Here is a 25,846-nt window from a genome sequence, read left to right on the forward strand (position 1 = left end):
AACCCCTCATCTTGTTTTCGATTGTCATCATCTGGTCGGCCTATTCTCGATGCCCCAATTCCAGTGTCAGTGCCCGTTTTGCAAGGCTTCGATGCGGCTCAATGTGCAAGTTTCCGGACTGGTCAAAACAACGTGTCCGACTTGCCAAAAGTCGTTTCAGATCAACGTTCCCGCTTCCGCGCCAGACGCCGCACCTGTGGCTCCACCGGCAAACGTGTTTGACAGCTTACCGCCGGCGATGCCCGGCAACAGCACTAGCGGACAAGGCGGCTTTCCTGCAGATCCCTTTGGTTCTTCGACACCGAACGCGGCTCCGGTGTTCAATCCGTCAGCCAGCACGCCGGCATATTTACAGGCGGCAAAACAAAAGAAATCAAAGTTCCGAAACCCAGCTGGCAAGCTACCGATCAAGCCCATTGCCATCGGCGGAGGGGTTTTGTCGCTGGTGATTTTGGTCGGAGTCGTAGTCAGCTTTGTTGATCTGAAAAACTTCAGCCCTTCTGGGATCGTTTCAGACCTGCAAGCCGCGATTGATTCGCCAAAGAGCATCCTTTCGGATATGGAATCGACTGCCGATCGTGCGAAGGCCGTTGCGAAGCAGATTCCTGCGGGTGACCAAAGCGAAGAGTCTGCGAAGAAGCTTCTTAAATTCACCAAAGACTTTGAAGGCCTGTTGCTACGTGCCTGTCGTCTGTCACCACAATCTGAAGATCTGACGATCGAATCGATCAAGCTGCATGATGAAAACCAGCTTAATGTCAGCCCGGTCGAAACTCTTAAAGCCCCCGACCCGTCGGAGCCTTTCTGGTCACCGAACATTCGTTCGACTCCTGATAAGCATGTTACCCGCGCAGTGACAATGCTGACTCTCGTTCAGCTCTCGATCCGGGGCATCGTTGAAAACTGTGCAATTCAGCTGCCAGATCCGCGGAGCTACCAGAATGAACAGCTCGATTGGGAAGACCATGACCGCCGGCTACTGGCGATCATTCAAACCAGAGCGGAGCTGAAACGGGACGCGACTCGGATTATTGCTTCGCTGGACCGAGACAACGTTTCGGATGCAACACTAGGAAAGCTCCACGATTTGATCGATCGCTATGCCGAGCGTTCTCGAGCGTTAATCGATCCAAATGGTGAGAAGAGAATTTTGGTGCCAGTGCCGCGCGGGACTATCTACAATCGCCAAGACAACGCATCGAAGATGGCTTGGACAACGATCGGTGCGTGGCTGAAAGAAGGCGAAGCGTTAGAGAACATCGAGCTTAAGTTCTTGATCCATAGCACTCGATCGCTGGACGACGACATTGATGATCTGATGTACGACCCAAGGGGAACGGGGATTGTCGTCGATGAAATGGACTCGTACGCGCGTTTCGAACATGGCAAAGCCGAAGCCGCCAAAGCTGCGGCACAACGCGTTGCGGCACTCGAAGCTCTCCAACGAAATCGGGAGGCTGCTGAGAAAAAACGGCTCGCTGAAGTCGAGAGGAAGCGAGCTGAGGCAGAACGCCGTGCGATCGCTGCCGCCGAAAAGAAAAAGCAGGCTGAAGAAGAACGCCGTCGGCTTGAAGCGGAACGCAAAGTCAAACAGGCTGAGGAAAAAACGGATTCCGTTGCGAGCAACGATGTGGATACTATGGGGACGACACCGGGTTTTGGTGGAATGCGGGGTCGGATCGGCGGACCTCCATCCTTCGGTCCTCGTCCTTCAGGGCGTCGTGGCTCGATGGGGCCAGCACCAGGATTTGCAGAGCAGCCCGGTTCTGGTGAGACTTCGGACGGTGGGCGAAGAGGGAGTTCTCAGCGTCAAACCGGCTTCCCTGAACCGGGACCAAATGACGTTGTGATTACGGTTGAGGATGCTTCGGGGATTCATCTACCAACGATGAATCGTTCGCTTCCGGATTGGGTTCGGAAGTATGCGATTTCGATGTCGCAAAGCAACAATCAGATGACGATTCGAGTCTCGAACTTTGATCAGCCGCTGATCGAACTGGAATCCGGATTCTCAAATCTGACGTTCATCGAGATCGATGACAGCAAGCGAACGATCAAGGCGAAGCCGAGGTGATGCCAGCTTCACTTTTTAGCCACCGAGATACCGCCGCATGTACATCAAGAAGTCTTCGTCGATGTTCGCGACCGAATCTCCGAACGCTTCTTCAAACATTTCGATTCGGTCTCTCGCCGATGATTGTCGCATCGGTTTACCACTGCTGAGCTGCTTCAAATACTCAACGTACTCTTCGCGGTGGGTCTTTAGCAGATAGTAAGTCAAGGCCCAGCATTCGGCATAAGCATCCGTTGCTGAATCGGCTGCTCGAAATCGATCATCGCTGGATATTAGTGAGACAAGCGAGTCGTTCTTGCGTGATCGGGCATAGTCTTTCCACCGCTGTAAGTTCACCTGGTTGACGCGTCCTGCTCCTCGCCACTTTGATGCGCTTTTATAGTCGGGCGCTTCGAAGAACAACGCGAGCCCTTCACTAACCCACATCGGATTGTCAGCGAATCGCGTTTGCAAGCCACAGTTGTAAGCCAACTGGTGCGTGGCTTCGTGAATGATCGTCGATACATTGCGATTCAAGTTTGGCACATTGAACGTCGTCATTCGATTGCTCGAAAGGTGATAGTAGCCGATGACGACGTTTGCCGTATCGCCCACTTCGACACTGGCATGTTTCAAAAAGTCTTGATGGTCGGCGAAGACTAATGCGACCAAAGGAAATTCAGGCTCGGGCAGTCGCCAGCGCTGATTTCGCCAGTACGCATAGAAGCCCTTGTATAACTGCTCAAACAGCAGCCCCACTTGTTTGACATACGTTTCATTTGAATTGTGGGCGATCAAGTAATGGGCCGTCCGGTAGATCGTAAACCCTGGTGGCAGTTCATCCTGCAGACGCTTTACCATCTCATTTGTCGAGATCGGCTTGAATTTCTCGTTGTTTGAAGATCGCTCGATAATTTGATCGGGCTGAACCGTCCATATTCTTCCGTCATCACTTTGCAGCATGACCCCGCCATCCTGGGCTTCGACCAAGATTCGGCCATGCACTGTCCGGACGGGTTTGGGGACACCATTGACGAGATCATTCTTGTCCGAATTGAACTTGATGATTTCGATCGCAGACACATTTGCCGGCGGGATTTGCAACACCGCGGCGAACGCCAACGACATCATGATTGGCCGAATCGGAAGGATCATTCGTCGTCACAAAGGGGAATTGAAGGGACTTGGAATACGTCGGGGGCTGGCGTGGGGAATCGTTTCGTATCGAAAAAACTCGGCCCTCGGCTTGGTTCACGCCGTCCAGTCTACGTCATTGGCTCGGTCGCTTCCAACGCTTCAGCGGATTTGGAACACGCCAAGTAAATTGGACCAAAACAATCGCAGCGATAATGACGAACAGCAAATACCAGAACGCCAGCGATGCTTCTTGATATCGAGCACCACTGTGTAGTAGCCCGAATAGACGGGTTCCTACCGTGACAACCCCAGGGGGGATGACAGGCAATGACGCGGGAACGTCACCACTTGCCATGATCAGCGTCGCGACAAAGGCAATCGTTAGGGGACGCGTCATCATCGACCGTTCGATGATCCAAAATCGCTGGATCCAGCCAAGGTCCAATTGTGAAGCGTCTTTGACCTGCTGGTCGATGCCAAGATAGGCGGATCGCAAGACCCAGTATCCGACCGGAAGTGTGCGAACTGACAGTGCGAGAATGGTTGGAAGCAGCGTTTGCTGGTAGAGCATCGTCAAACCTGGAACCGGCAAGCTAAACATCCGCACGATCGCCAATCCGACCAATGGTCCTGGGATCAGGAACGACATCACCGACAGCCCATCAAGCAAAAGTTTCCAGCCGGAACGGTGCTGAGTTCTTGAGACGACGCCCCAAGCGGCAACGACACATAACGTTGCGGTGCAGACGGCAAGCATGATTGTTGTCAGGTATTCCGATGAAAACTCATGCAGGGCACGTGCTAAGACTTCAGCCGTTCGGCTGACGCTCCATTGCACCTCGACGTGGCTGGTCTCTCCAACGTGAACGACTTGGGTTTGTTGCCCGACCTTGACCACGATGCCAGCTAGTGGAAAGGCAAACATAAGCGTGGTAACGAAACAGGCAAATCCCGCGGTTATGGTCCGCGATACGAAATCAAGTTCCACATCTGCCGATTGACCCGGGAAAGAGTCGACTGATCGTCGCTCGGTTTTGAATTCTCGCGTTTCGATCAGCCTTTGGTCCAGCAAACGCGAGTCGACTTGTTTGGCGAGGCGGAAGAATAACACACTTAGAAACGTCAGCCCGACAAGACAGGGAATGACGAGCACGATCAAGATTGACGTCAGCGAGGGATCGACGGTGTGGAAAAGGTAAAACTCATCGGCAAGTGTCCGCATCCCATATAAGTCAACCACAGTCATTTCGGAGGCAGCCAATATTCCCGTTGCCAAGGCTGCCGCAAACACCCAGTTCTTTGCAATCGGCAAACGGATGCGCCACCAGCACCAGATGGGGCCACCATCGATCATTGCGGTATCGAGGATCGATCGGGGAACGCGCGCCGTACCGTACAACGTGGCCAGCGCAACGATCGAGCTGCCATACAGGCCGTGTATCCAAACGCTGGCTACCACACCGGTGTATCGGCCAGCGATTCCGCTGTAGGTCCGCGCTGCAGTTTGAGACAACGACAACCAACCGAATTTACCAGCCGTCGATTCCCACGCGGCCGCATGCATGACCAATGGTGTGGCAAGGCATCCGACCAACCCGACCATGCAAAACAGGTAAACCAGCTTGCCAATCGGACGGTCGCGACGAACGGTTGATAAAGCGAACGCGAGGCAGACGCCGATGATGACAGCACTGATCATCGACAGCGACATCAGTTCAAGCGTCAGCAGCAGCGGTCTTAGCCACGCCATCAATAAACTCGAATCTCAATCACCTGCGGACTGCTTGGCCGACTGACCAAAGTTTGTTCGTAGGTCGGCGGACCGAACAGGTTGCGTGCGTTGTTGGAAAAGCCATACGGCTCAACGGGAGCATTCAACAACGCGCGATTCAGTTGCCCGTTATTGTCCAAGTCATGAAACGCGGCAATCGAAAACTCTTCGGGCAAAAAGCTGAGGTCGATTTCCCAGACGACGAAACCGTCGACCGGCTGCAATGCGTCTTTAACGATCGCTTTTTCCGGATTGCCGAAAGCTTCAAGGGAATCGTAGATCGCAATTCGGATCGGGCCTGTGGAAGCCGACTGATCTGTCGCGACGCGAATCAGCAGCGAGTTTTCGGGAAGCTCGGGCGCGCTTTCGGTTTCATTTGCCAGTGTCGATAGGTCAACCGTTTCTTCGCGAGGTGGGCTGGTCCAAATCAGGATCAATCCGACCAGCAAAATCACCAATGCGAACCCAAGTAACGCCGTCCCATGGCTTTCTTTCCACGCGCGTTTTAGCTGACCTTTCCGCCGAGTTTCGACGGGATATTTGAATGTAGGGTTGGGCATTTAGATTCCGTTGACGCCAGCGACGTCATTCATTCTCTTGTCGAATCGCCAAAGTTCAATTCAAGCTGTGAATCGTCGACCCCGCAGCCAAATTCACGATAGATCAAACTCGGCTGAATATCGCGACTGTTTTGATATTTGTCGCTGCAGTAATTCGATCCTTCACCGCACAACTGTTGGTAGTAGATCTGACAAATCTGCATGTCGCGATAAATCCGAACCGGCTGCACGCAGTGCATCTCCAGGGTCCACGTTCCACGATAGCCCACATCGCCGATCGATCCACCTGGGTTGATGAATAATCCCAATCGACCGAGCGAACTGCGACCCTGAATCAGAGGGACAAGATTTTGGGTTTCGGTGTACTCGGCGGTGCGACCGAGATACAGAATATTCGGTTGCAGTGTCAGTCCCTCTTCGGGGATCGTCAATCGCCGATAGCGGTTCGGGACGGCCGCATCGAGCACGATTTCCTCGTAGACGAGCAATTCGTCGTGCAACGCCAGATTGTAGCTGTTGGGATTCAGACGTTGGGGATCAAACGGGTCGATTCGGATCTCTCCGTCTTCCAGACGTCGGCGGATTTCGTTTGAAGAAAGCAGCATCGTCGAAATATTTGAGGAGGACGAACAGGATAGACGACGAAGCCAGATTCTAGCACATCCGCCGCAGGTGCTAAATCACGTGCGACGACACCTGCAGGAGTCGATTCGTTTTCGAAGTGGCAGAATGGCCATCAATGGCGAAAGACCAGGTGTGGGTGAAAACGACTTCCCACCCAGGGACGGCGGCCGCATGTGTCAGTCGAAAAACAAACCCCAATCGCCGTGGTGGCGATTGGGGTGATGTCTCGCTGGTGACTCGACCGGTGACGATCGATTACTTGCGTCGTTTGTTGGCAATCCGTCCGCTGACGAATACCTTCAAGCTATGGCAAGGCATGTTGACCTGGCGGTTGCTCGGCGGCATCGGCCCGTCGTTATTCGGATAGATATCCTTGGGGGATTCCGCAGCGGTATCGATGAACAAGTTCCATTTCATTCCGCGTCCAACTTCGGGTAGATGCTGAATGCGGTCTTCACCTGTGCTGTTGAACATCAACACGATGTCGCGGCCTTGTCCGGTCGGATCTTCCAAACGGCTTGGTGCGGCGATGTAGGCAACCATGCTCAGGTGATGCTGGTTCCAGTCCAGTGGGTTTCCGTCATCGGAGTACCACGCGACATCGTTGATCAAACGACCGTCTACCGGTTGACCGGTCAGGAAGTTCGTCCGGCGAACCGTTGGCTGGCCTTTACGGAATTTGGTCAGTGCTTTGACAAATCGCAGAACGTCGGCGTTTTTCTCGACCAGTCGCCAATCAAACCAACTGATGTCGTTGTCTTGGCAATAGGCGTTGTTGTTGCCCCGTTGCGTGCGGCGGATTTCGTCGCCGCTGACTAGCATGGGAACACCCTGTGACAACAGCAACGTCGCAAGCATGTTGCGAACCTGACGGGCACGGATCGTGTTCACACCCTTGCGTCGCGTCGGGCCCTCGATGCCATAGTTGTCGCTGATGTTGTGGTTGTCACCATCGCGATTGTCTTCACCGTTCGCCAGGTTGTGCTTGTCCTTGTAGGAAACAAGATCGCTTAGCGTGAAACCGTCGTGACTGGTAATGAAGTTGATACTGCAGAACGGTGGTCGTCCCGCGTGTTCATACAAGTCACTGCTGCCTGCCAATCGAGTTGCCAAGGCACCAAGCGTTCCGCCATCGCCTCGCCAAAATCCACGGACGTCATCGCGGTAGCGTCCGTTCCATTCTGCCCAGCGGTGATTTCCGAACGATCCGACTTGGTAAGCTCCGGCAGCATCCCAGGCTTCGGCGATGATCTTCGTGTCTGCCAACAAAGGATCTTCGGCGATCAATTCGACCATCGGCGGATTGGGGATCAAGTTACCGCCACGGTCACGCGACAGGATGCTGGCGAGGTCAAACCGGAATCCGTCGATGTGGTAGTTGTGAACCCAGTGACGCAAGCAGTGAAAGATCATCTCGCGAACGACCGGGTGGTTGCCGTTGATCGTGTTGCCGCAACCGCTGTAGTTGGAAAAGTGCTTGCCTTCACTGAGGATGTAATAGACCTGGTTTTCCAAGCCTTTGAAGGACAGCGTCGGTCCGTTTTCGTTGCCTTCGCAGGTGTGGTTGAAGACCACGTCCAAGATCACTTCGATGCCGGCGGCATGCAGTGCCTTGACCATCGTTTTGAACTCGTTGACCTGGGCACCGGGACGCTTATCGTGCGCGTATCCTCGGTGAGGCGAGAAGAACGCCATCGGATCGTATCCCCAGTAATTGGGACGTTCGGGGTTGTTGCCCCAGATGTCCAAAATCGGGAATTCGTTGACCGGCATCAATTCAACCGCGGTGATCCCTAACTCTTTCAAGTAAGGGATCTTTTCGATCACGCCGAGGTAAGTCCCTGGGCATTTGATCTTGGCGGTGCGGCTTCGGGTGAAGCCACGCACGTGCATTTCGTAAATGATCGATTCGCTGAGGTCACGACGAATGTGTCGATCGTCTTCCCAGTCAAAGTCGTCTTGGACAACGACGCACTTCGGCGGGCGGATCACGCCATCGGTTCCCTTTTGGAACGTGCCGGCGAGAGCCTGCGCGTAAGGGTCGATCAATCGCGCGGCCGAATCAAATCGTTGTCCTTTGTCAGGATCCCAAGGCCCGCTGGCTTGGAAATGATAGAGCTGTCCCGGGGACAGTCCCTGCACCGATAGACTCCAGACATCGCCCCAGCGGTCGGTGTCACGGTCAAATTCGATAATGTCGGCGGGCTCTGGATCGGTAACCTTGTTGTAAAGCAACAATCGCATCGCCGTTGCCGAACGGCTAAATACCGAAAACTGAACGCCGCTATCCTGGACGGTGGCTCCAAAAGGCGGCTGATAAGTGAATTGGAGGTTTCCGGTAGGTTGTCGCATAAGCATGTCGTGGGGGTCTCCTTCAATCCCAATATTTGCTAAGTCTGTCGCAGTGCTTCGAACTCACCGAACCCTTGTCGAGCACGGCGACTGCCCGAAAGCCTACCACTCGGCTACCTTTTAGCTCTCAGCGACAAAGCGGAGAGTCGTAAACAGGACGAGTAACAGAACCTGCAATAACTATTGGCGATAGATTGACGAAGAAACCTCACCTACGGGTCAGTGAAACGCTGATGATTGCAGCCGCCGGACGGGCAATTCCCCCCGGAAGATGCTGACTAACTGTTAGAGTTTACTGTTATGTCGGCATTTTGACCGCTTCAGCTGCCACCCTTGTGGCCATCTGTCACCTGCCGGTGCCCTGGTTGCGCACTAGCCGCCCTTAATGGCGTCTTGCAGGCCAGACGGCTACCTATTTTTGCTGATCGATGTCAAACTGGACGCTTTGCTTGCTAGATCCACCAACCACTGATCCCTTCACCGAATTCGCTACATGGCTGCGACCTACAAAGATGCCGGCGTCGACCTGGACGTTTATGCCGAATCCATGCGTCGACTTCCCCAGTTGATGCATCGAACCTTCAGCCCTCGCGTCATTCCTAGCGATGGTGGGTTTGCCGGACTCTTCCAATTGGATTTTCCAGGCAAGCTCTTTGCACGCAATTACGACGACCCCGTTTTGGTCAGTGGGACCGATGGCGTCGGCACAAAACTGAAAATTGCTCAGCAGACCGGAATGCACCAAACCGTCGGAATCGACTTGGTCGGGATGTGCGTTAACGATCTGATGTGCACCGGTGCCGAACCGCTGTTTTTTCTGGACTACATCGCGATGGGGAAAGATGACCCGGAGCGTCTGGAAAAGGTGGTTCGCGGAATCAGCGATGGCTGTGTCCAAGGCGATATGGCGTTGCTCGGTGGCGAAACCGCGATCATGCCTGATATGTATGGCATCGATGACTACGACTTGGCCGGCTTTGCTGTCGGTGTGGTCGAAAAGAAAAAGATCATCAACGGCAAGATGATCAGCGAAGGCGATGTCGTGCTGGGGATCGAAGCGAGCGGTCTGCACAGCAACGGTTTCTCGCTTGTCCGAAAAGTCATCGCCGATGCCGGGCTGGACTGGTCCGATACACCGCAGGAACTCGGCGGCAAGTCACTCGCAGAGGCTTGCATGGTTCCCACTCGTATCTATGTTTCGGCCATCCGAGCCGTTCAAACCCACTATCGCGTGAAACAAGTCATCCACGGACTGGCTCACATCACCGGCGGTGGTATCGAGGAAAACCTAGACCGGATCTTGCCGAAAGAGTTGGACGCGGAAATCGATAGCAAAGGCTGGGACGCTCCCGCGATTTTCAAGTTCTTGCAATCAACCGGCAACGTGGAAACATCCGAAATGCGGCGTGTGTTCAACATGGGCATCGGGATGGCAATGGTTGTCAGTGAATTCTATTCGTCCAGTATCCAGTCACGCCTCGCAAGCGTCGGAATCGATGCGATGCCAATCGGTAAGATCGTCTTCGGCAGCGGCAAAGTTCGCTACGTCTAACGCAATCAGTCTCGTGATTGATAGCAAGTGACTCTGTTGGCTGCAGAGTCAAGCGTTGCAAGCAATGCCGAGCAACTGCACATGCTCGCATTGCCATGCCACTTATCCGCCCCAGCAAGGGTGGTTTCAGGGACTGTTGGTATCGATTCACTACCAGCAGGCCACGCCAGCATCCTCAGCCTAGCCCGCAAACTTTGCCAAATTCCCTTAAGCGGAACATTCGGCAATGTCGAAGAACTCCATGGCAGACGGTCCGTCGTCGCAGATTCGCGACGTGACGTTTGGCCAAACAGGATTCGACGCAACGATTGCGAGCCAATGAAAAACGACGCTACTGGACATCGATACCTTCGAGCCTTGCTTGCGGGCAGCTGCATTTTGGCAATGACAAACGGCGGTTTCGCTGATGGGCTGATTCGGAAAAAGACTCCCGATCGTCAGGTCTATCAGCCGCCAACATTGGTCGCCGGCCAGGTTCAAGCCGCTCCACCACGTGATGCCGGCATCCGGAACCAGCTGGTCAAGTCACCCGTGGTTGATCGCCAGCGAGACTCTGCAGTCGAAGTCCAGGGCATTCCGCTTCCCGTTGTTTTGGCAGAAAACCCTGTCGATCTTCAGTCCGACAACCGCGGCGTGCAAACGGTCTCCTACGAAGGAACCGACGCCGTCGAGGCTGCTGCGGTACGAAAGGCGACTCGTGTTGCGACGACAAAACACGCCGTGCCCATTCATCAGCCGATAACTGAACAGCAAGTCGCGACCTGTGGTTGCCAATCGTGTCAGTCTGGGGCTTCGATGGATGTTGCCTATAGCCACGATACCTTCAGCGAAGATGTCGTCTATCAAGACTCCGGTTACGACTTGGCTTGTGACGCAGGCGGTTGTGATTCGATGGGCTGCGATCCTTGTGGTCCCAGTGATTGGTTCGGTTCGGTCGAGCTGCTGTTGATGTTTCGAAATGGCGATCACCTACCGCCACTGGTAACGACCGATCAGCTCGACGCGAGCTTTGAAGTTCTCTCCGGTGCCGAGAAAGTGTTCGACGATATGACCGTAGGCGGTCGCTTGACACTCGGTATGTGGCTGGACCCGTACAAAGATCGCAGCGTTGTAGGGCGGCTGTGGTTCGCCGGTGAAGAGACCTACGACTTCACCGCCAATGATTCGACCGCGTCCACGTTTGGCCGACCGTTCTTTGACGTCGAACTGGACCAGCAAGGATTCCAAGTCATTGCAGAACCCGGGATCGCATCCGGCGAAGTCAGTGTTCACGCCGATAGCCAGATCTTCGGTGGCGACGTTTCGATCCGCCAGTTGTGGTACAAGAATCATGGTGCCACGGTCGACTTGCTATACGGATATCAGTACATGCGGGTCGAAGAAAACTTGACCATCAATAGCCGTTCGACCTCACTCTCGGGCGTCGATGCAGGGGCAATCCTTTCGTTGGAAGACGCCTTCGAAATCCAAAACGATTTCCATGGGGCTCAAATCGGTGTTTCCAGTTTTTACCGTGAAGGTTGTTGGTCCGTTAGCACGCTTGCCAAAGCGGCATTCGGAAACACCCGTCGTCGTGTGGATTTAAGCGGCAATCAAACGATCAGCATCGATGGCGATACCGCACAAACACCCAGCGGCTTGCTGGTACGTGACAGCAACTCCGGTGTCCATGACGACAATACGTTTGGATGGGTTCCTGAATTGGACCTGACATTGGGATGGCAACGATTCCCTTCGTTCGACGTGACATTCGGTTATCACATCATCGCGATGACACATGCGTTGCGTCCATCGGGCGTCATCGATCCGGAATTAGGAACCGACTTGTCGGACGCGACCAATCGCCCGCTTGCCGTGTTCCGTAAGGACACCGTCTATCTCCAAGGCCTGCACTTCGGCCTTTCGTATATCTACTAGGCCCGTCCAATTTTTAAAGCCCATCCAGTACTAGAAGCCCATCCAACGCAACGAAACTTAACTCCATGGCTGGAAAAGAACTGCGTGGCTGCGAACGCTTCGTTGATATGTGGGCGTTGCCCGGTGTCCACGCCAGCAACGTCGAACTGCTGCAGCGTCTAAAGACCGCCGACACGAACCATTTCACAAAGAACATGGATTGTGTTGGCACCGTCAACACACTCAATCAAGACAACGGCGATTGGGAAAAGACCCACCTCATTGGTTTGCGGACAGACATTTGGAAACCCGATGCCGAGGAAATGCATAGCTGTCTGGAGTCGATGAAGGACAAAAGACGCAGCGAAGTCAAACGGACAATCAAACGCAGCGGACGACTGACGGAGAAACAAAAGCAGCGTTTGGAAGACGAGCTTGCCGAAGACGACATCATGAACATGCAAAGCGGCGATATCCAAACTCGCCGTTTGGTGCTAAAGCTATTTCGCACCACGGGTGAAAGCGTTCGCTGGTGTGGGACCATTGAAGAGATCACCGCAACCGAAGTTCATAATTCGATCGGTACCGGCAAGACGCTGCTAACGATGGCCGTCATGCTGGCGCGTAGCGACTATGTGACTTACGTCCAACAGAACCATCGTACCTTTCGCATCCCATCCATCTTTAGCTTCTGTTATCACAGCGAAGATCAGATGTGGAACATCGTGATGCGACGCCACTGGCTGTCGATCGGAGCCGACTTTGAGGTTGAAGTCGATGGTCAAGGTGTCGGCGAAATCGATGGCAAGCTGTTTTCCTTTGGGAGCGACAGCCATCTCGTCTTCGATCCGCACCCTTTGGTTCAGCAGCGAAGCTTCATGAACCTGATCACCCTCTTTGCCGCTTCGGTGGGGTATCACAAGGCGATGCGTCGCAGCGTCGAACAGCGAATCGCCGCCGCACTGGACGGCAATTCGCATCGAAACGTTTTGCAAAACGAAGAACTGCGATTGCGACAAAACGGTCGCGCGGCCGCTTGATCAGCGAACGGCCTTCGCGATTCGCTTTTCGAATCTAAAACCAGCAGACGGATCTGCTGGCTGTCGAATGCTTCGGCAGTTCTTCAGCCGAGCGACTATTTCTCTGCATCGCTGGCTTGCATGTTATCGGCTTCTGCAAGCGCGGCTTCATAGTCCGCAAGGGCTTGCGCGTCCGCGTCGCCGACCACATTGGTCGGTTCGGATGAACAGCCAGCCGCGAACACAAGGCAACCACACAACAACAGGTACTTCATCAATTCATTTCCTTTCACTTTGGGCGTAATACAGACGGAAGATCCACGCGTGCCATGAAAGACACGTGTGGACCGTGGGGAATCGCATTGGTCAAGCTCGCCTGACTTCGATCGAGTCACCTGACCTCGACGGATTTAACCGACCTCTATTGATTCAACGGTTCGTCGATGACTTCGGACGCATCACGTGAACCCAGTGATCCCCACAAGCCGTACGGGCTGGGGCTTCCTGGAGGTGGCGATCCGGCGCGATGCGAAACCTGAGGAGCGCGCGGATTACCCGCTTCGATCGAATCGGTGATAAAGATGATTGCTCCGTCGCCCATCATGACATGGACGCCACCTTGGTGACGGCTCGACGGCGGTGAGACCACATCGCGGTGATCGCGTCCATCCGAACAGAGCAACTTGTTTGGCGAAAGGACTGTGGTCATCTGAGTGTACGGAGGCATCATGTCATGCCAACGAAAGCCACGACCCCAAGTGGTGTTGAACGCGTATCCGTTGTCGGTGCTCCAGAACCTAGGTCGCTCAGGATTCAAGTAAGGTTCTGCGTACATGGGATCCAAACGGCACTCGTTCTTTTCCGATGGAGCCGCATGAGCACCGGTGTTAGTTGGAAGCACCGTTCGCGAATCGGCATCATTCAAACTGGTGGCAATTTCACCGCCCATGATGGTATTGGATAAGCCGTCGAGCACATCGCGGAATCGCATGTTTCGGCAGTTCACAAACATGCCCCGCTGCGAACCGTTGCTCTGCGTCGCGTGTCCGTTGTCGGCTGAATATGGGAACGTCACCGTTGCGTCGTCCCCCTTTTCATCGATATTCAGATAGGGGTCACGCGAATGGACCGCCGAATCGCCCACACAGCAGGCGTAGTTGGTGCGTCCTAGTGCCGGCAATCCACGACCGGGATCACTTGGGCAACGCAATGTTGGAATTTCCGCAGCATACGGCGGATATTGAACTCGGTCTGGGTGCGGTCCCATCGCAGGCCAAGGCGGCGTGTGAGCAGAACCGTCGGAGTTGATCGCCAGTGGTTGTGAAATTTGGTCCCAGATCGCTTGCTGTTCAACGAACGGCAAGAGCCCGACCAAGTAAGAAAGCCTGCGATTGGATGACAACTCGCGTCCGGGGTTGGTATCCCAAATATCGCGTCCAGGCTGGGCGTAGGTTCCAGCGCCATGAATCGGCAGCTGCTTATAGGTGGAATGGTAGTTGTGAATCGCCAATCCGATTTGTTTGAAGTTGTTGCTGCAGCTCATTCGCCGAGCCGCTTCACGTGCGGCCTGTACGGCGGGCAGTAACAGCCCAACGAGAATTCCAATAATCGCGATAACAACCAAAAGCTCGACAAGTGTGAATGCCTGCCGGTTCCTGTTTTGAGAACCTGTTCTCATTTCGCACCTCAGATGTGGTATTTAAATAAGACCCCCAATCCGGCTACGGACTGGCGGAAGGTCAAACACCTGTGAGGGACGGGCGAACCGTTCTGTTGTCGGCTTTATTCACTAATCGCAAATACAGTTGAACAATCGTCTTTTGAGCAAAACCATTGTTCGTAACGTTGGTTCCAGCCACTTCGAGGATCCGTTGTGGCTTGTGGTGACCAATTGGCTGATCGTTGATCAATTGGCAATCGATCCATTCACTGCATCCAGATGGCTGCATTTAGAACAACGACACTCGCGAAGTGCCGCACAGAGCTGCCCAAACGTTTGCTAGCGATAAAAACGAGCTCAGTGCTATTCGGTAACGTTGATGGTCACCTATTCGGCCGCCATCAATTGATCGTTCAGCGTCCAAAGCCTGGCTGACTTATGACGCATGCAATCGATTCGTAGCGTTATAGAAAAGAGACTGTCGCAGTTGACTGGTCGATCACGAACGTCTGCGTCCAGACGACCTAACGACAAGAGAAGAAAAATGCCGCGATTCCTTTCGCGGTGAAGTGGGGGGCAGATGAGCGATCACGATGCCGAAACGAATCCTGCCAATGGAGAGCGACGGACAGGGTTGGCCAATTCGGCTTTTAGTTGGACTTTGCTTCCATCGGCGGAGACTTTGCCGGTATAGACCTGTGCGTCCGAATCTTCAGCGTCGGCGCTGTTGGCATTCGAGGCCCGCTTCGGCTCTTGCTCATGAGCAAACGCCAATTCACGCTCGCTGAGCTCGAATTCAATCGTTTCCTTGACGGGTTCCAGTTCACCTCGAACGATTCGTAGCTCGCGGGGAGCGTCGATACCGATTCGCACGCGATTTCCTTCGACACGAACAACAGTGATCGTGATGTCGTCGCCGATGTGGATCTGTTGGTCGGTTTTGCGTGAGAGAACGAGCATGGCAGTTTCCTTTGCCGATGGCGGCCTTAGAGAATGAAGACGGAGGTCAACCTCGACCATCCGTGGTGATTGCGGAGCATTGCATAGACCGTGCCAACCGAACAACAGTTTTGTCGTGATTCGCTTTTAAGTTGTTTTTGGGTAAGGGCTTACGTGATTTGGCGTTTTTTGGGCCCCGTCCGAAAACCGAATTCACTGTAAGAAGACTTTACAACTCGGTGAAATATTGACCGACGAACGGAATACGGTAGACTAGGGCTTAATGAGAATCATTTTCAAAACCATTGTTTTCAAAACCAGCACACTCGCAGATTCTTCGCGGTCTTAGATTTGTCTATGAGCAATCGAATTCTGAATGTGTTTCCGGGCCAGGCGGAAGGAACACGGCTAGTCCTCGCTCAAGAAAGCGAATCCGGCAGTCAATCGCAGCTCGTTTTGCGACAAGAGAACTACTCGCCACACGTTGGTTGGTTTGTTCAGAGCCGCGTTGTGATCGAGAACGATCAAGCCACCGCTCTGAAGATGACCCTCACCAGCAGCTTGATGAATGCAGCCCCGACCACTCGGTCTGGTGGTGATCAACAGCAACCGTCCTATGCGGACCAGACCAAACCAGCTGAGCTGAAGATCTTCTCAGCGATTGCTGGCTGAGACGTCGCTCGCACAAGCGGCAACTTGCTTGTGCGATGATCCGTCAATTCTTCCCAACCGGTTCAGACCGATCATTCGGTTCTTTTGGGATTTCTAGATTAAGAATTCCGGTGCCCCTCAGCGATCGTCAAATCGCCTCGACCACCCGTGGTAGTATGCTCGCCTAGACAAATATGTTTGGCGATCCGGGGGGGATTGGAAGTGGAACTTGAAGCGGTCATCGAAAAAACTAGGCGCGATCTCTTAGAACTGACCGCGCGCAACCGACTGATCCATACGCCCCTGGAGGGCAAGCGAAAGTCTTGGTTGCAGATCGATGATGAACGAAGCGATCAATTATTTGATCTGTTAGTTCGCCAAGGCAAAACGATGTCGTTCTTGTCCGCAAACGCCGTGGCCGACTCCGCTTCGGCGACTGACACGGAGGACGACGATCGGGAACGTGACGAGTTTCTCCGTCAGTTCGATTCGGCAGACGAGAGCCCGCTGCCCAATCGCGCCGATGACGACCGACCAGGCGACGTAGACCTTCAAGGCGACGAATCGGTTGATGAAGGTGCTGTGCATGAACGCCATACCGACCGTTTTTTGCAAACGCAGGTTGCAGCCGATTCGCTCGACGATCGCCTTCTAAAGATCTACTACGAAGCACGCAGCGCCGAAGAAGAACAAGGCGTCAGCATCCTCTATCTCGCCTGTGGATTTTTGCTGTGGCGTGAATCAAAAACGTCGGATGTCAATCGGTACGCGCCATTGCTGCTGCTGCCGGTCGAAATGTCGCGTCACTCAGCGCAAACCAAATTTCGTTTGAAATTCCGCGATGCCGATGTCGTGACAAACCTTTCGATTCAAGCTCGATTGCGTCAAGACTTCGATTTGCAACTGCCCGACTTGCCAGAAGACGTCAGCGAAGAACCGGACTGGACGCCAAAGCAATACTTCGATGAAGTCCGTCAATGCATCGACGGTCGTGAAGGATGGCAAGTCTTGGACAACGAGATCTTGCTTTGGTTCTTTTCCTTCACCAAGTTTTTGATGTTCCGGGATTTGTCGCCATCGAGCTGGCCTGAAGAAGCAAGTTTGGCTGACAACGACTTGATCGCAGGTCTACTGGGACAAGGCTTTTCGCCTGGCAGTGCCCTGCCGCCCCTGTGCGGTGACGACGAGCCGATTGATGAAATGATCAACCCGGCAGATGTCGTCCACGTGACCGATGCCGATTCCTCACAAGCGGTTGTGATCGAAGAGATTATCCGTGGTCGCAATCTCGTTGTTCAAGGTCCGCCAGGAACCGGAAAGTCGCAAACAATTACCAACGCGATCGCTGCAGCGGTGCACGCTGGCAAGAGGGTTCTGTTTGTCGCCGAAAAGATGGCCGCTCTCGACGTGGTCAAGCGACGACTCGATGCTGTTGGCCTCGGCCCGATGACGTTGGAACTGCATAGCCACAAAGCTCGCAAACGAGAGATCATCGAAGATCTAAAAAATACATTGGAACTTGGTGCGCCAGCCGCTTTGCCGAGTAGCATTGCCAACGAACTTCGCCAGTCTTCTCACCGACTGCGGCAGCACGATCATGTGCTGCACACTCCGGTGGGCACCAGCGGGCGGTCTCCATATCAAGTAATGGGGCGTTGGTTGACGCTGCAACAACGCGGACGAACGGTTCCTGCTTACCGGCTGAATCGACTGTGTGACTGGTCGCCCGAAGACTTTGGCGAGTTTCTTCACTTGGCCAAAGAACTTGACCAGTTGTTGGAAGCTTCCGGAACGCCGCAGGCAAACCCCTGGCATGGCGTTTGTTGTACGCCGATGACACCGGCAAACGTTGATCGGCTGTTAACTTCGCTTTCACCCATTGCCGACAAGATCGAAAAGCTTCGCCAAGCCAACTCTGAATTAGCCGGCTTATTGGGACTTCCTCCGGCAAGCAACCTTGCTCAGACCGTTGATGTGGCCAAGCTCGCACGTCACGTGATGCGGTTTCCAAAGTTCGGCGATCGGAACGCCATCGACAATCATGCCTGGGAAAACGGGATCGATCAGATCCAAAGTCAGCTCTCAGCGGTTCAGCAGCTTCAACAAGCCCGCCAGGAACTCGGCGAAACGGTCAACGATATTGCGTTCACGGTCGATTGGTCCGCCGCTAGGATCGCCATCGCGGCACACGGAAAAAGCTGGCTCAGGATTTTCAACGGGCAATACAGGAATGCGATCGCGACTCTGCGAGGCGTTTTGGCGGCGCCGTTGCCCAAGGACGCCGATGCACGAGTAACGCTAATCGATAGTATCATCGCGATTCAAAAATCGAGTCGCCAAGTTGAATCGATTGACGCAGCCGCACGTGCGATGTTGGGATCACTCTGGGCTGGTGAAGCGACCGATGTTCAGAAGTGCGAAGCGATTGTGGCTTGGGTGAATGAAGGGCAGCAAACAAAGCTAACCCAGCAACACGCTCGGCGACTTGTGGCGGCGATATCCGAACCGAACGCACTGCAGGGGCCACTCGCACAGATTCAATCACTTCTCAAAGAGATTGATGAAAGCTTGCGTTCGTTGTCAGCAACCTTGAAAATTGATTTTCAACGAGCGTTTCGATGCAGCGATTCTCGCACAACCGACTTGGCCGCATGGACCGATCGATTGACTGCATGGCAGGACGCGGGGGCTCAGCTAAGTCACTACTTGGCCACGATGGCGCGAATCAATAAGTTCCGTGACGCCGAACTGGCTGCCTTTGCCGATGACATTGAATTGGGAAACTTCGTTTCTGGAACCGTCGCCGATCAGTTGGAATTGGTGCGATGTGATGCGATCATCGCGAAGGCTTGGCAGGAACGACCCGACCTAGCGAACTTCCACGGTGACACTTATGAAAAGCTACGTGATCGGTTCGCCAATTTAGACCTTGCCCGAATCGAAGCCAGCCGAGTCGACGTGGCAAGGAAGCACCATGATCAATTGCCTGCCCGATCCGCTGACGGTGGTCAGGTCGGCGTCGTGATGCATGAAGCCAACAAGAAACGCCGGCATATTCCTCTGCGGCGTTTAATTCGTGAAGCCGGTCGTGCGATTCAAAAGATCAAACCGGTATTCATGATGAGTCCACTTTCGGTGGCGCAGTACCTGGAGCCGGGCGCTGTCGAATTTGACCTGTTGGTTATCGACGAGGCTAGCCAAGTGCAGCCGGTCGATGCGTTGGGGGCAATCGCACGCAGCAAGCAGATCGTCGTGGTGGGCGATCAAAAACAACTGCCACCAACAGACTTTTTCGGACGAATGGGGGACGAGCGCGTTGACGATGACGACGATGGAGTCAGCAGCGCAAGCGATTTGGAAAGCATTCTTGGGCTATGCGAAGCTCGCGGATTGCCAAGTCGAATGTTGCGATGGCACTATCGCAGTCGCCACGAATCGTTGATCGCCGTTAGCAATCGCCAGTTCTACGACGATCGGCTTTATATCGTTCCCAGTCCGATCAGCGAGGGCGGAGATCTAGGACTGCGTTTTCGATACGTCAGTGACGGTTGCTACGATCGTGGTGGGTCTCGGACCAATCGAATCGAAGCTCAAGCGGTTGCCGATGCAGTACTGCAGCATGCTCGCGAGACTCCACACTTGTCATTGGGGGTTGCGACCTTTAGTGCGGCCCAGCGTGACGCCGTTCGAGATGAAATCGAACGACGTCGTAAAGAAGATGACTCTGTCGAAGAATTCTTCAGCGCCGGCGGAGTCGAGCCCTTCTTCGTAAAGAGCTTAGAAAACGTCCAAGGGGACCAGCGCGATGTCATCTTCATTTCGATCGGATACGCTCGTGACAAAGACAATTATTTTGCTCATAGCTTCGGTCCCCTCAATCGCAAAGGCGGCGAACGGCGTCTAAATGTTTTGATCAGCCGAGCGGCTTCGGCTTGTCACGTCTTCGCTTCGATCAAGTCCGACGATATCGACCTTTCAAGAACGCAAAGTGAAGGCATCGCGGCATTGAAAATGTTTTTGCACTATGCCGAACATGGTCGACTCGATGCGGCACGTTCCCATGGCGATGCCGATAGTTTGTTCGAGGAACAGGTTGCCAAAGCCCTTCGCAACCGTGGCTTGGAGGTCGATCATCAGATTGGTGTCGGTGGCTTCTTTATCGATTTAGCGATTCGTGATCCACAGCGTGGTGGTCGATATCTGATGGGAATCGAATGCGACGGTGCGCAGTATCACAGTGCCCGTTGGGTGCGTGACCGTGATCGGATCCGTCAGCAAGTGCTCGAAGCACGTGGCTGGCATATCCACCGCATCTGGAGCACCGACTGGTTTCAACGTCCTGACGAACAGATCGAAAAAACGATCGAAGCCCTGGGGCTTGCGCAGCAGCATTGGAAGAAGATTGACGAAGGTGAGCATCTCGCCGAGGCGGCCCGTCAAGAGCAGCGAGACGCTAACCAGAAATCGCCGGTTGCGATTGAGCGACACGAACCGGTCGATGCAGAGGATAGCTACGAATCACTGCGTATTGACTACGTCGAGACGACCGCTGAACCGACTGATTCTGGGACCGGGCCGAACGATCTCAAGGACTCGCCATTCGAAGCGATGGTCTCGCGAGTGATACTTGCCGAATCACCGATTCACATCGACGAGATCGGCCGTCGCATGATCGCATTGTGCGGTCAAGGCAGGCTGACCAACGCACTGAAGAGTCGCTTGGCAGAAACGATTCAGCAGATGCAGAACGCCGGTTCGGTCATTCAACGCGGCGACTTTGTTTATCATACCGACCAGAAAGTTTTCCCGGTTCGCTATCGCAAAGAACTTGAGAACGCGAAGTTGCGGAACACCGATTTCATTTCGCCGGAAGAATTACGAAACGCGATTGTCATCGTCGTAGAAAATCAGATCGGCACTGACATGGCGGAGACATTCACTTCGGTCGCAAAGCTCTTCGGAATCAGCAACGGCAAAACGCTGCAAACGAACATCGAAGCTCAGATCGATCACCTACTCAGCCAGGCCGCCCTAGAAGATCGCGCCGGAAACCTTTTCGTCGCTCCCCGTACGTCAAGGGCCTGCTAGGGAGTTCAGTCGGATTGCCGTTTTCGAATGGCAGCCACGATGCAATCACGAACCATCCTGGGCTCGTTCAAGACCTGATAGCCTTCAAAACGAACGATTTCAAACCCCAGCTCCCTCAAGTATCGATCGCGTTTCCGATCATGCACGCGCCCTTCGTCGGTGAAGTGTTCTTCGCCGTCGACTTCAACAACAAGCTTCAGCGCGACACAGCAAAAGTCGACGCAGTACGGTCCGATCGGATACTCGCGCCGGAACTTCTCACCGCAGCAACGACGTCCGCGAACCATTTGCCACACATCGTTAGCAAGCTCATTTGCCCGAGCCCGCTGATCACGAGCAAACGAAATCGCACCTGGCCGGCGAGTCGTTCGTTTCATGCCGATCTCCTATCTGAAGACCTCAACTTCAAACAGCAACAAGCATCATCATAACGCCCCCTCACCCCCAGCCCCTCTCCCCCAAACAAGTTTGGGGCGAGAGGGGAGCCTGGATGGGAAAGTAAACTGGATGGGAAAGTAAACTTGCGGTCGTAATTTTTATACTGGCTCCCCTCTCCACCAAAAGCTTCGCGAGAAAGACGCGACCACACGAACCAACTCAACCGCGAAGTCTTTGGGGGAGAGGGGCCGGGGGTGAGGGGGCTGACTTCGAATCCACCAGTACTCTGAACCACGATGGCGATCGCTGCGGTTGGTCGGCCGATTTCAATCAGCCACGGCGATTTGCACTGGAAGGCTAGAACGCCATTCCCGATACCAGCAGTGCCCCCACTAGGACTCGAACCTAGGACCCACTGATTAAGAGTCAGTTGCTCTACCAACTGAGCTATAGGGGCGTATCGCTTTGGGTGAACGTTCCGGCTGGTTTTAGATGGGAACGCTCGCGATTGTTTCGCTGGCGGGTTGGATCGCCTTGCGACGGGCGAGGTTTTAGCAAATCCTTGCTCGTCGCGGAAGTCGTTTCAATGGATTTCCCGGGGCTCAATGTCTGGATGGGCCCTTTTAAACCATCGTGACCGAGTTGGATCGGCTTTTCGTTCGTCAATTACTGATCAAGATCTCCAGCAAATTGAGCTGTTTTCACCTCGTATGGGCCTAACGAACGCAACATTCCTTCGGCTTTGGCCCACGTTTCGGCTTCTTCGGCTGCAGGCTCGCTGCGGGCGGTGATGCCGCCGCCGACCGGGATTTGCAGTCCGCCCGCGGTGGCGGTGATGGTGCGGATCAAGATGTTGAAATCCGCGTGCCCGGAACAGCTGATGTAGCCCATCGAGCCGCAATAGGGGCCTCGTGGATTGGGCTCTAGCCTGGCGATAATCTTCATCGCCTCAATCTTCGGTGCACCGGTGATGCTGCCGCCGGGAAAACAGGCTCGCAAGCAGTCGACCACGTTGGCGTCTTCTTTTAAGTCGGCTTCGACAACCGAGACCAAGTGCTGCACAAATTCATAACGCTCAAGTTGGCATAGCTGTGTGACTTGAACGCTTTCATCGGTGCAAACTTGCGACAAGTCGTTGCGCATCAGATCAACGATCATGATGTTCTCAGCCCGCTCTTTTTCGCTCGACATCAGTTCCTCGGCAAGTAGCCGATCGATCGATTCGTCTCCGGTCCGTTTGCGAGTGCCTTTGATGGGGCGGGTGACAACGTGTTTGTCACGGATTTGCAGGAACCCTTCCGGTGATGAGCTTAGGACGTGAAAGGATCCGCCATCATAAAACCCGGACTGCGGAGCGGGGTTGGCAGCGCGAAGCGACAAATAAAGCTCTTCGGGAGAGCACGTTTGCTGAGCCGTTAAACGCTGCGCCAGGTTGACTTGGAACGAATCGCCGCGTCCGATGCCTTCGACAATTTCACCAACAGAGCTTCTGAACTCGCCGTCGGCAAAGTTGCTGCTGACAAGATTGTTAGTCACACCGGAACGTGTTTCTGCGTTAGGTTCCAAGAAAGAATCCGAACAAGCGCACGGGCCGTCGCTTTCATTCGCTTGGTCGACGTGCTGCTGAATCAGAGACAGTATCTGATCGCGTCGTTCAGCGGCGAGGATCGCCATTCGCTGTTGGCAGTAAGTCTGTTGGTTCGCGTCATCAAAGGCGGTGTCGCTGAACATCGCCTTTTCCCAGCCTTGGCAAATCAACCAGATTTTTGACTCGAAGTGGTCGATGGCGATCGTCCAGTCGAATAGGCCAAAGGACATTGCCGGGGTGGGCAAGTCATCGACTTGATCGAGGTGGCAATCGGCCAGTTCATGAGGCTCGATCCAGCGAGATGATTCGTAGCCGATGATCCCAGCCAATCCACCTTGGAAGGGAGGCAGTGCTTGAACTGAAGTTTGTTCGTCTTGATCACACCTCGAAGCATCGCTTGCTAAAGATGCGATATCGCAGCTGGGCAGGCACTCGGCCAATCGTCGAAGCTCCGGCCAGGGATCTTCGTCACCCGGATTGGCTTGCAATTCGAAGATTGGATCAGCCGTGAAGAACGAGTATCTCGCGTGCGGGTCGCATGCCTCGCTGGGCGGCGACTTTTCATCGCGGGAAGGCTTTCCGATCGGGCTTGTTCCGGCACCCGAATCCAGCCAGATGCGGCGTCTAAGTGGTCGCAGGGATCGGAAGATTGCCACCGGATCGAGTGAACTGTCGAGCGGGGTGACCAGTGGCATTGGCAGGTGGAAGTCGCGGTGATTCGAGCGGCTAAAAAAGTTGTCGAGAAATTCTCGGTGGGTTGCCTATAGGTTGACGTCTGAAACGAATGTTCTCAAGTTGTGAAGTCACGTCGTGGTGTCTAGTGAGTCCAAAAGCGTCAACATTGGTGGTAGAGCGGTTGCGAGAATCGATTGCATTCCTAAAAGAGTTCGCCAAGAGCCCCACCAAGGTCGGCGCGATTGCCCCCAGCAGCCCTGGCCTTGTTCATGCGATGGTCGACTCGTTCGATTGGGATTCTGTCCGCGGCGTCGTCGAGTTCGGACCCGGAACGGGTGTCTTTACCGAAGCCGTCGTCGCTCGACTGCATCCGGAGGCAAGGTTTGTGGCGATTGAGCGAAGCCCGGAAATGGTCTCGATCGCTCGAAAGCGTTGTCCTGAAGCCAATATCGTTGAAGACAGCGTGACCAACTTGGACGCGATCTGCGATCAAGCGGGAATTGGTCAAGTCGACGCCGTGCTTTGCGGGTTGCCATGGGCTTCATTCCCGGAATCGTTGCAGCGTGAAATCATGGACGTGACTTTGGGGCGGATGGCCGACAATGCGCATTTCGCCACATTCGCCTATTGGCAAGGCGTCGTGCTACCGGCGGGCCGGCGCTTTTCAAAGTTGCTGCGTTCCAGTTTTTCTAAGGTCGAACGTTCACACACGGTTTGGCGAAATTTGCCACCGGCGTTCGTTTACCGCTGTGCCAAATGATCGGTGGCGGCCAGCGGGATTCGACTCAATCGCTTAAAAGCCGCGTTGCAATCCTGCGGTGATATCCAGGTCCAAGTCGGCAAACTCGCCCCGTTTGACTTTTTCTAAGGCGATCGCGCCCATCGCCGCATTGTCGGTACAAAGCTCGGGTGGGGCGATGACCAGTTTGAATCGATGCTTGTCTGCCGCCTCAGTCAGACGCTTGCGTAGTTCAGGGTTTGCCGCGACCCCGCCGCCGACGATCAGGTGCTGGGCCTGGTGCTCCTTGATTGCTCGAACGCTTTTGCGGACTAGGACGTCGACGACTGCGGCTTGAAAGGAAGCACAGATATCGGCTTTGGCCTGTTGATCCAGGTGTGCTGCGGAGACGATTTTTGCCGGTGGCGGGGCGATGGTGTAGCGGACTGCCGTTTTTAATCCGCTAAAGCTGAATCGATATCCCGGATCGCCGATCATCGATCGCGGGTAGTCATATGCTTTGGGGTTTCCTGATTCGGCAAGGCGACTGACAGCCGGGCCGCCGGGGAAGCCCAGTTCCAGCATCGCGCCGACTTTATCAAAGGCCTCACCGGCGGCGTCATCGATAGTGCCGCCCAGGTAATCCAGGTCCAGCGGACTGGTGCAGTGGTACAGACTTGTGTGCCCTCCGCTGACCACCAGACCAATCGAGGGGTAAACGCTTTCGCTGCAGGCCATTTGGCAGGCGTACAAATGGGCGTGCAGGTGGTTGATAGAAACGAGCGGCTTTTGCCAAGCTACGGCCAAAGTTTTTGCCGCGACAACGCCGACCAACAAAGAACCTGCCAGTCCAGGGCGGTCGGCAACGGCGATGGCGGTTAAATCTGTGGCGGTCACGCCGGATTTAGTGATCGCGGTGTCGATCACGGGAAGGATTCGTTCCAGGTGAGCTCTGGCGGCGACTTCGGGGACGACTCCTCCGAAACGCTCGTGCAGTGTTTCTTGGGTCGCGATACACTGTCCCAAAACCGCTCCGGAGTCGGAAATGACGGCCGCAGCGGTCTCGTCGCAAGTCGATTCAAGTGTGAGAATTGTCATAGTAAGAGCTTAACGCGAATCAGGCCTTGACACCAACGCCATTGGCCCGATACTTGCACGCTTCGATACACGGAAAACGTACGGAAT

General features: G+C 54.4%; 18 protein-coding genes and 1 tRNA gene. 7 read left to right on the top strand and 12 right to left on the bottom strand.

Annotated elements, in window-relative coordinates:
- The first annotated feature begins 91 nt into the window (after nt 1-91).
- On the top strand, nt 92-2,074 hold the full coding sequence (locus LOC67_RS05525; protein ID WP_230261505.1) for a hypothetical protein: 1,983 nt from the start codon (nt 92-94) through the stop codon (nt 2,072-2,074).
- A 15-nt stretch (nt 2,075-2,089) separates the two neighbouring features.
- On the opposite strand, the gene LOC67_RS05530 is transcribed toward LOC67_RS05525, so the two are convergent.
- From LOC67_RS05530 to glgX, 5 genes are all read right to left on the bottom strand, one after another.
- On the bottom strand, nt 2,090-3,184 hold the full coding sequence (locus LOC67_RS05530; RefSeq protein WP_230261506.1) for a DUF1570 domain-containing protein: 1,095 nt from the start codon (nt 3,182-3,184) through the stop codon (nt 2,090-2,092).
- Between the two features lie 139 nt (nt 3,185-3,323).
- A complete protein-coding gene (locus LOC67_RS05535; RefSeq protein ID WP_230261507.1) occupies nt 3,324-4,940 on the bottom strand; it encodes an ABC transporter permease in 1,617 nt (538 codons plus the stop codon).
- Nucleotides 4,940-5,521 (bottom strand): DUF2141 domain-containing protein, encoded by a 582-nt coding sequence (locus LOC67_RS05540; RefSeq protein ID WP_230261508.1) that lies wholly within the window; start codon nt 5,519-5,521, stop codon nt 4,940-4,942. The genes LOC67_RS05535 and LOC67_RS05540 overlap by 1 nt, the downstream gene beginning before the upstream one ends.
- A 29-nt stretch (nt 5,522-5,550) precedes the next feature.
- Nucleotides 5,551-6,126 (bottom strand): dCTP deaminase, encoded by a 576-nt coding sequence (gene dcd / locus LOC67_RS05545; protein ID WP_230261509.1) that lies wholly within the window; start codon nt 6,124-6,126, stop codon nt 5,551-5,553.
- Nucleotides 6,127-6,400: 274 nt separating this feature from the next.
- A complete protein-coding gene (gene glgX / locus LOC67_RS05550) occupies nt 6,401-8,503 on the bottom strand; it encodes a glycogen debranching protein GlgX (RefSeq protein ID WP_230261510.1) in 2,103 nt (700 codons plus the stop codon).
- Between the two features lie 487 nt (nt 8,504-8,990).
- Here glgX and purM point away from each other — a divergent pair, with 487 nt between their 5' ends.
- The 3 genes from purM (at nt 8,991) to LOC67_RS05565 (ending at nt 12,985) form a co-directional block, all read left to right on the top strand.
- On the top strand, nt 8,991-10,049 hold the full coding sequence (purM, locus tag LOC67_RS05555; protein WP_230261511.1) for a phosphoribosylformylglycinamidine cyclo-ligase: 1,059 nt from the start codon (nt 8,991-8,993) through the stop codon (nt 10,047-10,049).
- 318 nt (nt 10,050-10,367) lie between these two features.
- On the top strand, nt 10,368-11,966 hold the full coding sequence (locus LOC67_RS05560) for a BBP7 family outer membrane beta-barrel protein (RefSeq protein WP_230261512.1): 1,599 nt from the start codon (nt 10,368-10,370) through the stop codon (nt 11,964-11,966).
- A 65-nt stretch (nt 11,967-12,031) separates the two neighbouring features.
- Complete coding sequence (locus LOC67_RS05565; protein WP_230261513.1) at nt 12,032-12,985, top strand: hypothetical protein; 954 nt, start codon at nt 12,032-12,034, stop codon at nt 12,983-12,985.
- A 95-nt stretch (nt 12,986-13,080) separates the two neighbouring features.
- Here the strand turns inward: LOC67_RS05565 and LOC67_RS05570 are convergent, their stop codons facing one another.
- The 3 genes from LOC67_RS05570 to LOC67_RS05580 all read right to left on the bottom strand — a co-directional run bounded on the left by LOC67_RS05570 (nt 13,081) and on the right by LOC67_RS05580 (nt 15,584).
- Nucleotides 13,081-13,239 carry a hypothetical protein gene (locus LOC67_RS05570; protein ID WP_230261514.1) on the bottom strand — a complete coding sequence of 53 codons (159 nt, stop codon included), beginning with the start codon at nt 13,237-13,239 and terminating at the stop codon, nt 13,081-13,083.
- Between the two features lie 146 nt (nt 13,240-13,385).
- Nucleotides 13,386-14,642: a DUF1559 domain-containing protein gene (locus LOC67_RS05575; protein ID WP_230261515.1), complete on the bottom strand. Its 1,257-nt coding sequence runs from the start codon at nt 14,640-14,642 to the stop codon at nt 13,386-13,388.
- A gap of 570 nt (nt 14,643-15,212) precedes the next feature.
- Entirely contained in the window at nt 15,213-15,584 is a 372-nt protein-coding gene (locus LOC67_RS05580) for a carbon storage regulator (protein ID WP_230261516.1), read from the bottom strand.
- A gap of 336 nt (nt 15,585-15,920) precedes the next feature.
- On the opposite strand from LOC67_RS05580, the gene LOC67_RS05585 reads away from it, so the two are divergent.
- Nucleotides 15,921-16,235 (top strand): hypothetical protein, encoded by a 315-nt coding sequence (locus LOC67_RS05585; RefSeq protein WP_230261517.1) that lies wholly within the window; start codon nt 15,921-15,923, stop codon nt 16,233-16,235.
- Between the two features lie 201 nt (nt 16,236-16,436).
- Nucleotides 16,437-21,302 carry a DUF4011 domain-containing protein gene (locus tag LOC67_RS05590; protein ID WP_230261518.1) on the top strand — a complete coding sequence of 1,622 codons (4,866 nt, stop codon included), beginning with the start codon at nt 16,437-16,439 and terminating at the stop codon, nt 21,300-21,302.
- Between the two features lie 5 nt (nt 21,303-21,307).
- Here LOC67_RS05590 and LOC67_RS05595 read toward each other — a convergent pair whose 3' ends face one another.
- The 3 genes from LOC67_RS05595 to LOC67_RS05605 form a co-directional block, all read right to left on the bottom strand.
- Complete coding sequence (locus LOC67_RS05595) at nt 21,308-21,679, bottom strand: endonuclease domain-containing protein (RefSeq protein ID WP_230261519.1); 372 nt, start codon at nt 21,677-21,679, stop codon at nt 21,308-21,310.
- Nucleotides 21,680-22,064: 385 nt separating this feature from the next.
- Nucleotides 22,065-22,137: transfer RNA gene (locus tag LOC67_RS05600), tRNA-Lys, on the bottom strand.
- A 209-nt stretch (nt 22,138-22,346) separates the two neighbouring features.
- Nucleotides 22,347-23,963, bottom strand: coding sequence for an anthranilate synthase component I family protein (locus tag LOC67_RS05605; RefSeq protein WP_230261520.1), 1,617 nt, complete (start codon nt 23,961-23,963; stop codon nt 22,347-22,349).
- Between the two features lie 161 nt (nt 23,964-24,124).
- On the opposite strand from LOC67_RS05605, the gene LOC67_RS05610 reads away from it, so the two are divergent.
- A complete protein-coding gene (locus LOC67_RS05610; protein ID WP_230261521.1) occupies nt 24,125-24,703 on the top strand; it encodes a class I SAM-dependent methyltransferase in 579 nt (192 codons plus the stop codon).
- Between the two features lie 33 nt (nt 24,704-24,736).
- Here the strand turns inward: LOC67_RS05610 and tsaD are convergent, their stop codons facing one another.
- A complete protein-coding gene (tsaD, locus tag LOC67_RS05615) occupies nt 24,737-25,759 on the bottom strand; it encodes a tRNA (adenosine(37)-N6)-threonylcarbamoyltransferase complex transferase subunit TsaD (RefSeq protein ID WP_230261522.1) in 1,023 nt (340 codons plus the stop codon).
- Nucleotides 25,760-25,846 lie beyond the last annotated feature (87 nt).

This window comes from Stieleria sp. JC731, assembly GCF_020966635.1.
Taxonomy (GTDB): domain Bacteria; phylum Planctomycetota; class Planctomycetia; order Pirellulales; family Pirellulaceae; genus Stieleria.

Bases quoted from the DNA above. Each gene is read 5' to 3' on its own strand.
- tsaD (WP_230261522.1), bottom strand. From the start codon at position 25,759: ATGACAATTCTCACACTTGAATCGACTTGCGACGAGACCGCTGCGGCC.
- LOC67_RS05605 (WP_230261520.1), bottom strand. From the start codon at position 23,963: ATGCCACTGGTCACCCCGCTCGACAGTTCACTCGATCCGGTGGCAATC.
- dcd (WP_230261509.1), bottom strand. From the start codon at position 6,126: ATGCTGCTTTCTTCAAACGAAATCCGCCGACGTCTGGAAGACGGAGAG.
- LOC67_RS05575 (WP_230261515.1), bottom strand. From the start codon at position 14,642: ATGAGAACAGGTTCTCAAAACAGGAACCGGCAGGCATTCACACTTGTC.
- LOC67_RS05530 (WP_230261506.1), bottom strand. From the start codon at position 3,184: ATGATGTCGTTGGCGTTCGCCGCGGTGTTGCAAATCCCGCCGGCAAAT.
- LOC67_RS05570 (WP_230261514.1), bottom strand. From the start codon at position 13,239: ATGAAGTACCTGTTGTTGTGTGGTTGCCTTGTGTTCGCGGCTGGCTGT.
- LOC67_RS05595 (WP_230261519.1), bottom strand. From the start codon at position 21,679: ATGAAACGAACGACTCGCCGGCCAGGTGCGATTTCGTTTGCTCGTGAT.
- LOC67_RS05525 (WP_230261505.1), top strand. From the start codon at position 92: ATGCGGCTCAATGTGCAAGTTTCCGGACTGGTCAAAACAACGTGTCCG.
- LOC67_RS05535 (WP_230261507.1), bottom strand. From the start codon at position 4,940: ATGGCGTGGCTAAGACCGCTGCTGCTGACGCTTGAACTGATGTCGCTG.
- LOC67_RS05585 (WP_230261517.1), top strand. From the start codon at position 15,921: ATGAGCAATCGAATTCTGAATGTGTTTCCGGGCCAGGCGGAAGGAACA.
- LOC67_RS05560 (WP_230261512.1), top strand. From the start codon at position 10,368: ATGAAAAACGACGCTACTGGACATCGATACCTTCGAGCCTTGCTTGCG.
- LOC67_RS05540 (WP_230261508.1), bottom strand. From the start codon at position 5,521: ATGCCCAACCCTACATTCAAATATCCCGTCGAAACTCGGCGGAAAGGT.
- LOC67_RS05565 (WP_230261513.1), top strand. From the start codon at position 12,032: ATGGCTGGAAAAGAACTGCGTGGCTGCGAACGCTTCGTTGATATGTGG.
- purM (WP_230261511.1), top strand. From the start codon at position 8,991: ATGGCTGCGACCTACAAAGATGCCGGCGTCGACCTGGACGTTTATGCC.
- glgX (WP_230261510.1), bottom strand. From the start codon at position 8,503: ATGCTTATGCGACAACCTACCGGAAACCTCCAATTCACTTATCAGCCG.
- LOC67_RS05580 (WP_230261516.1), bottom strand. From the start codon at position 15,584: ATGCTCGTTCTCTCACGCAAAACCGACCAACAGATCCACATCGGCGAC.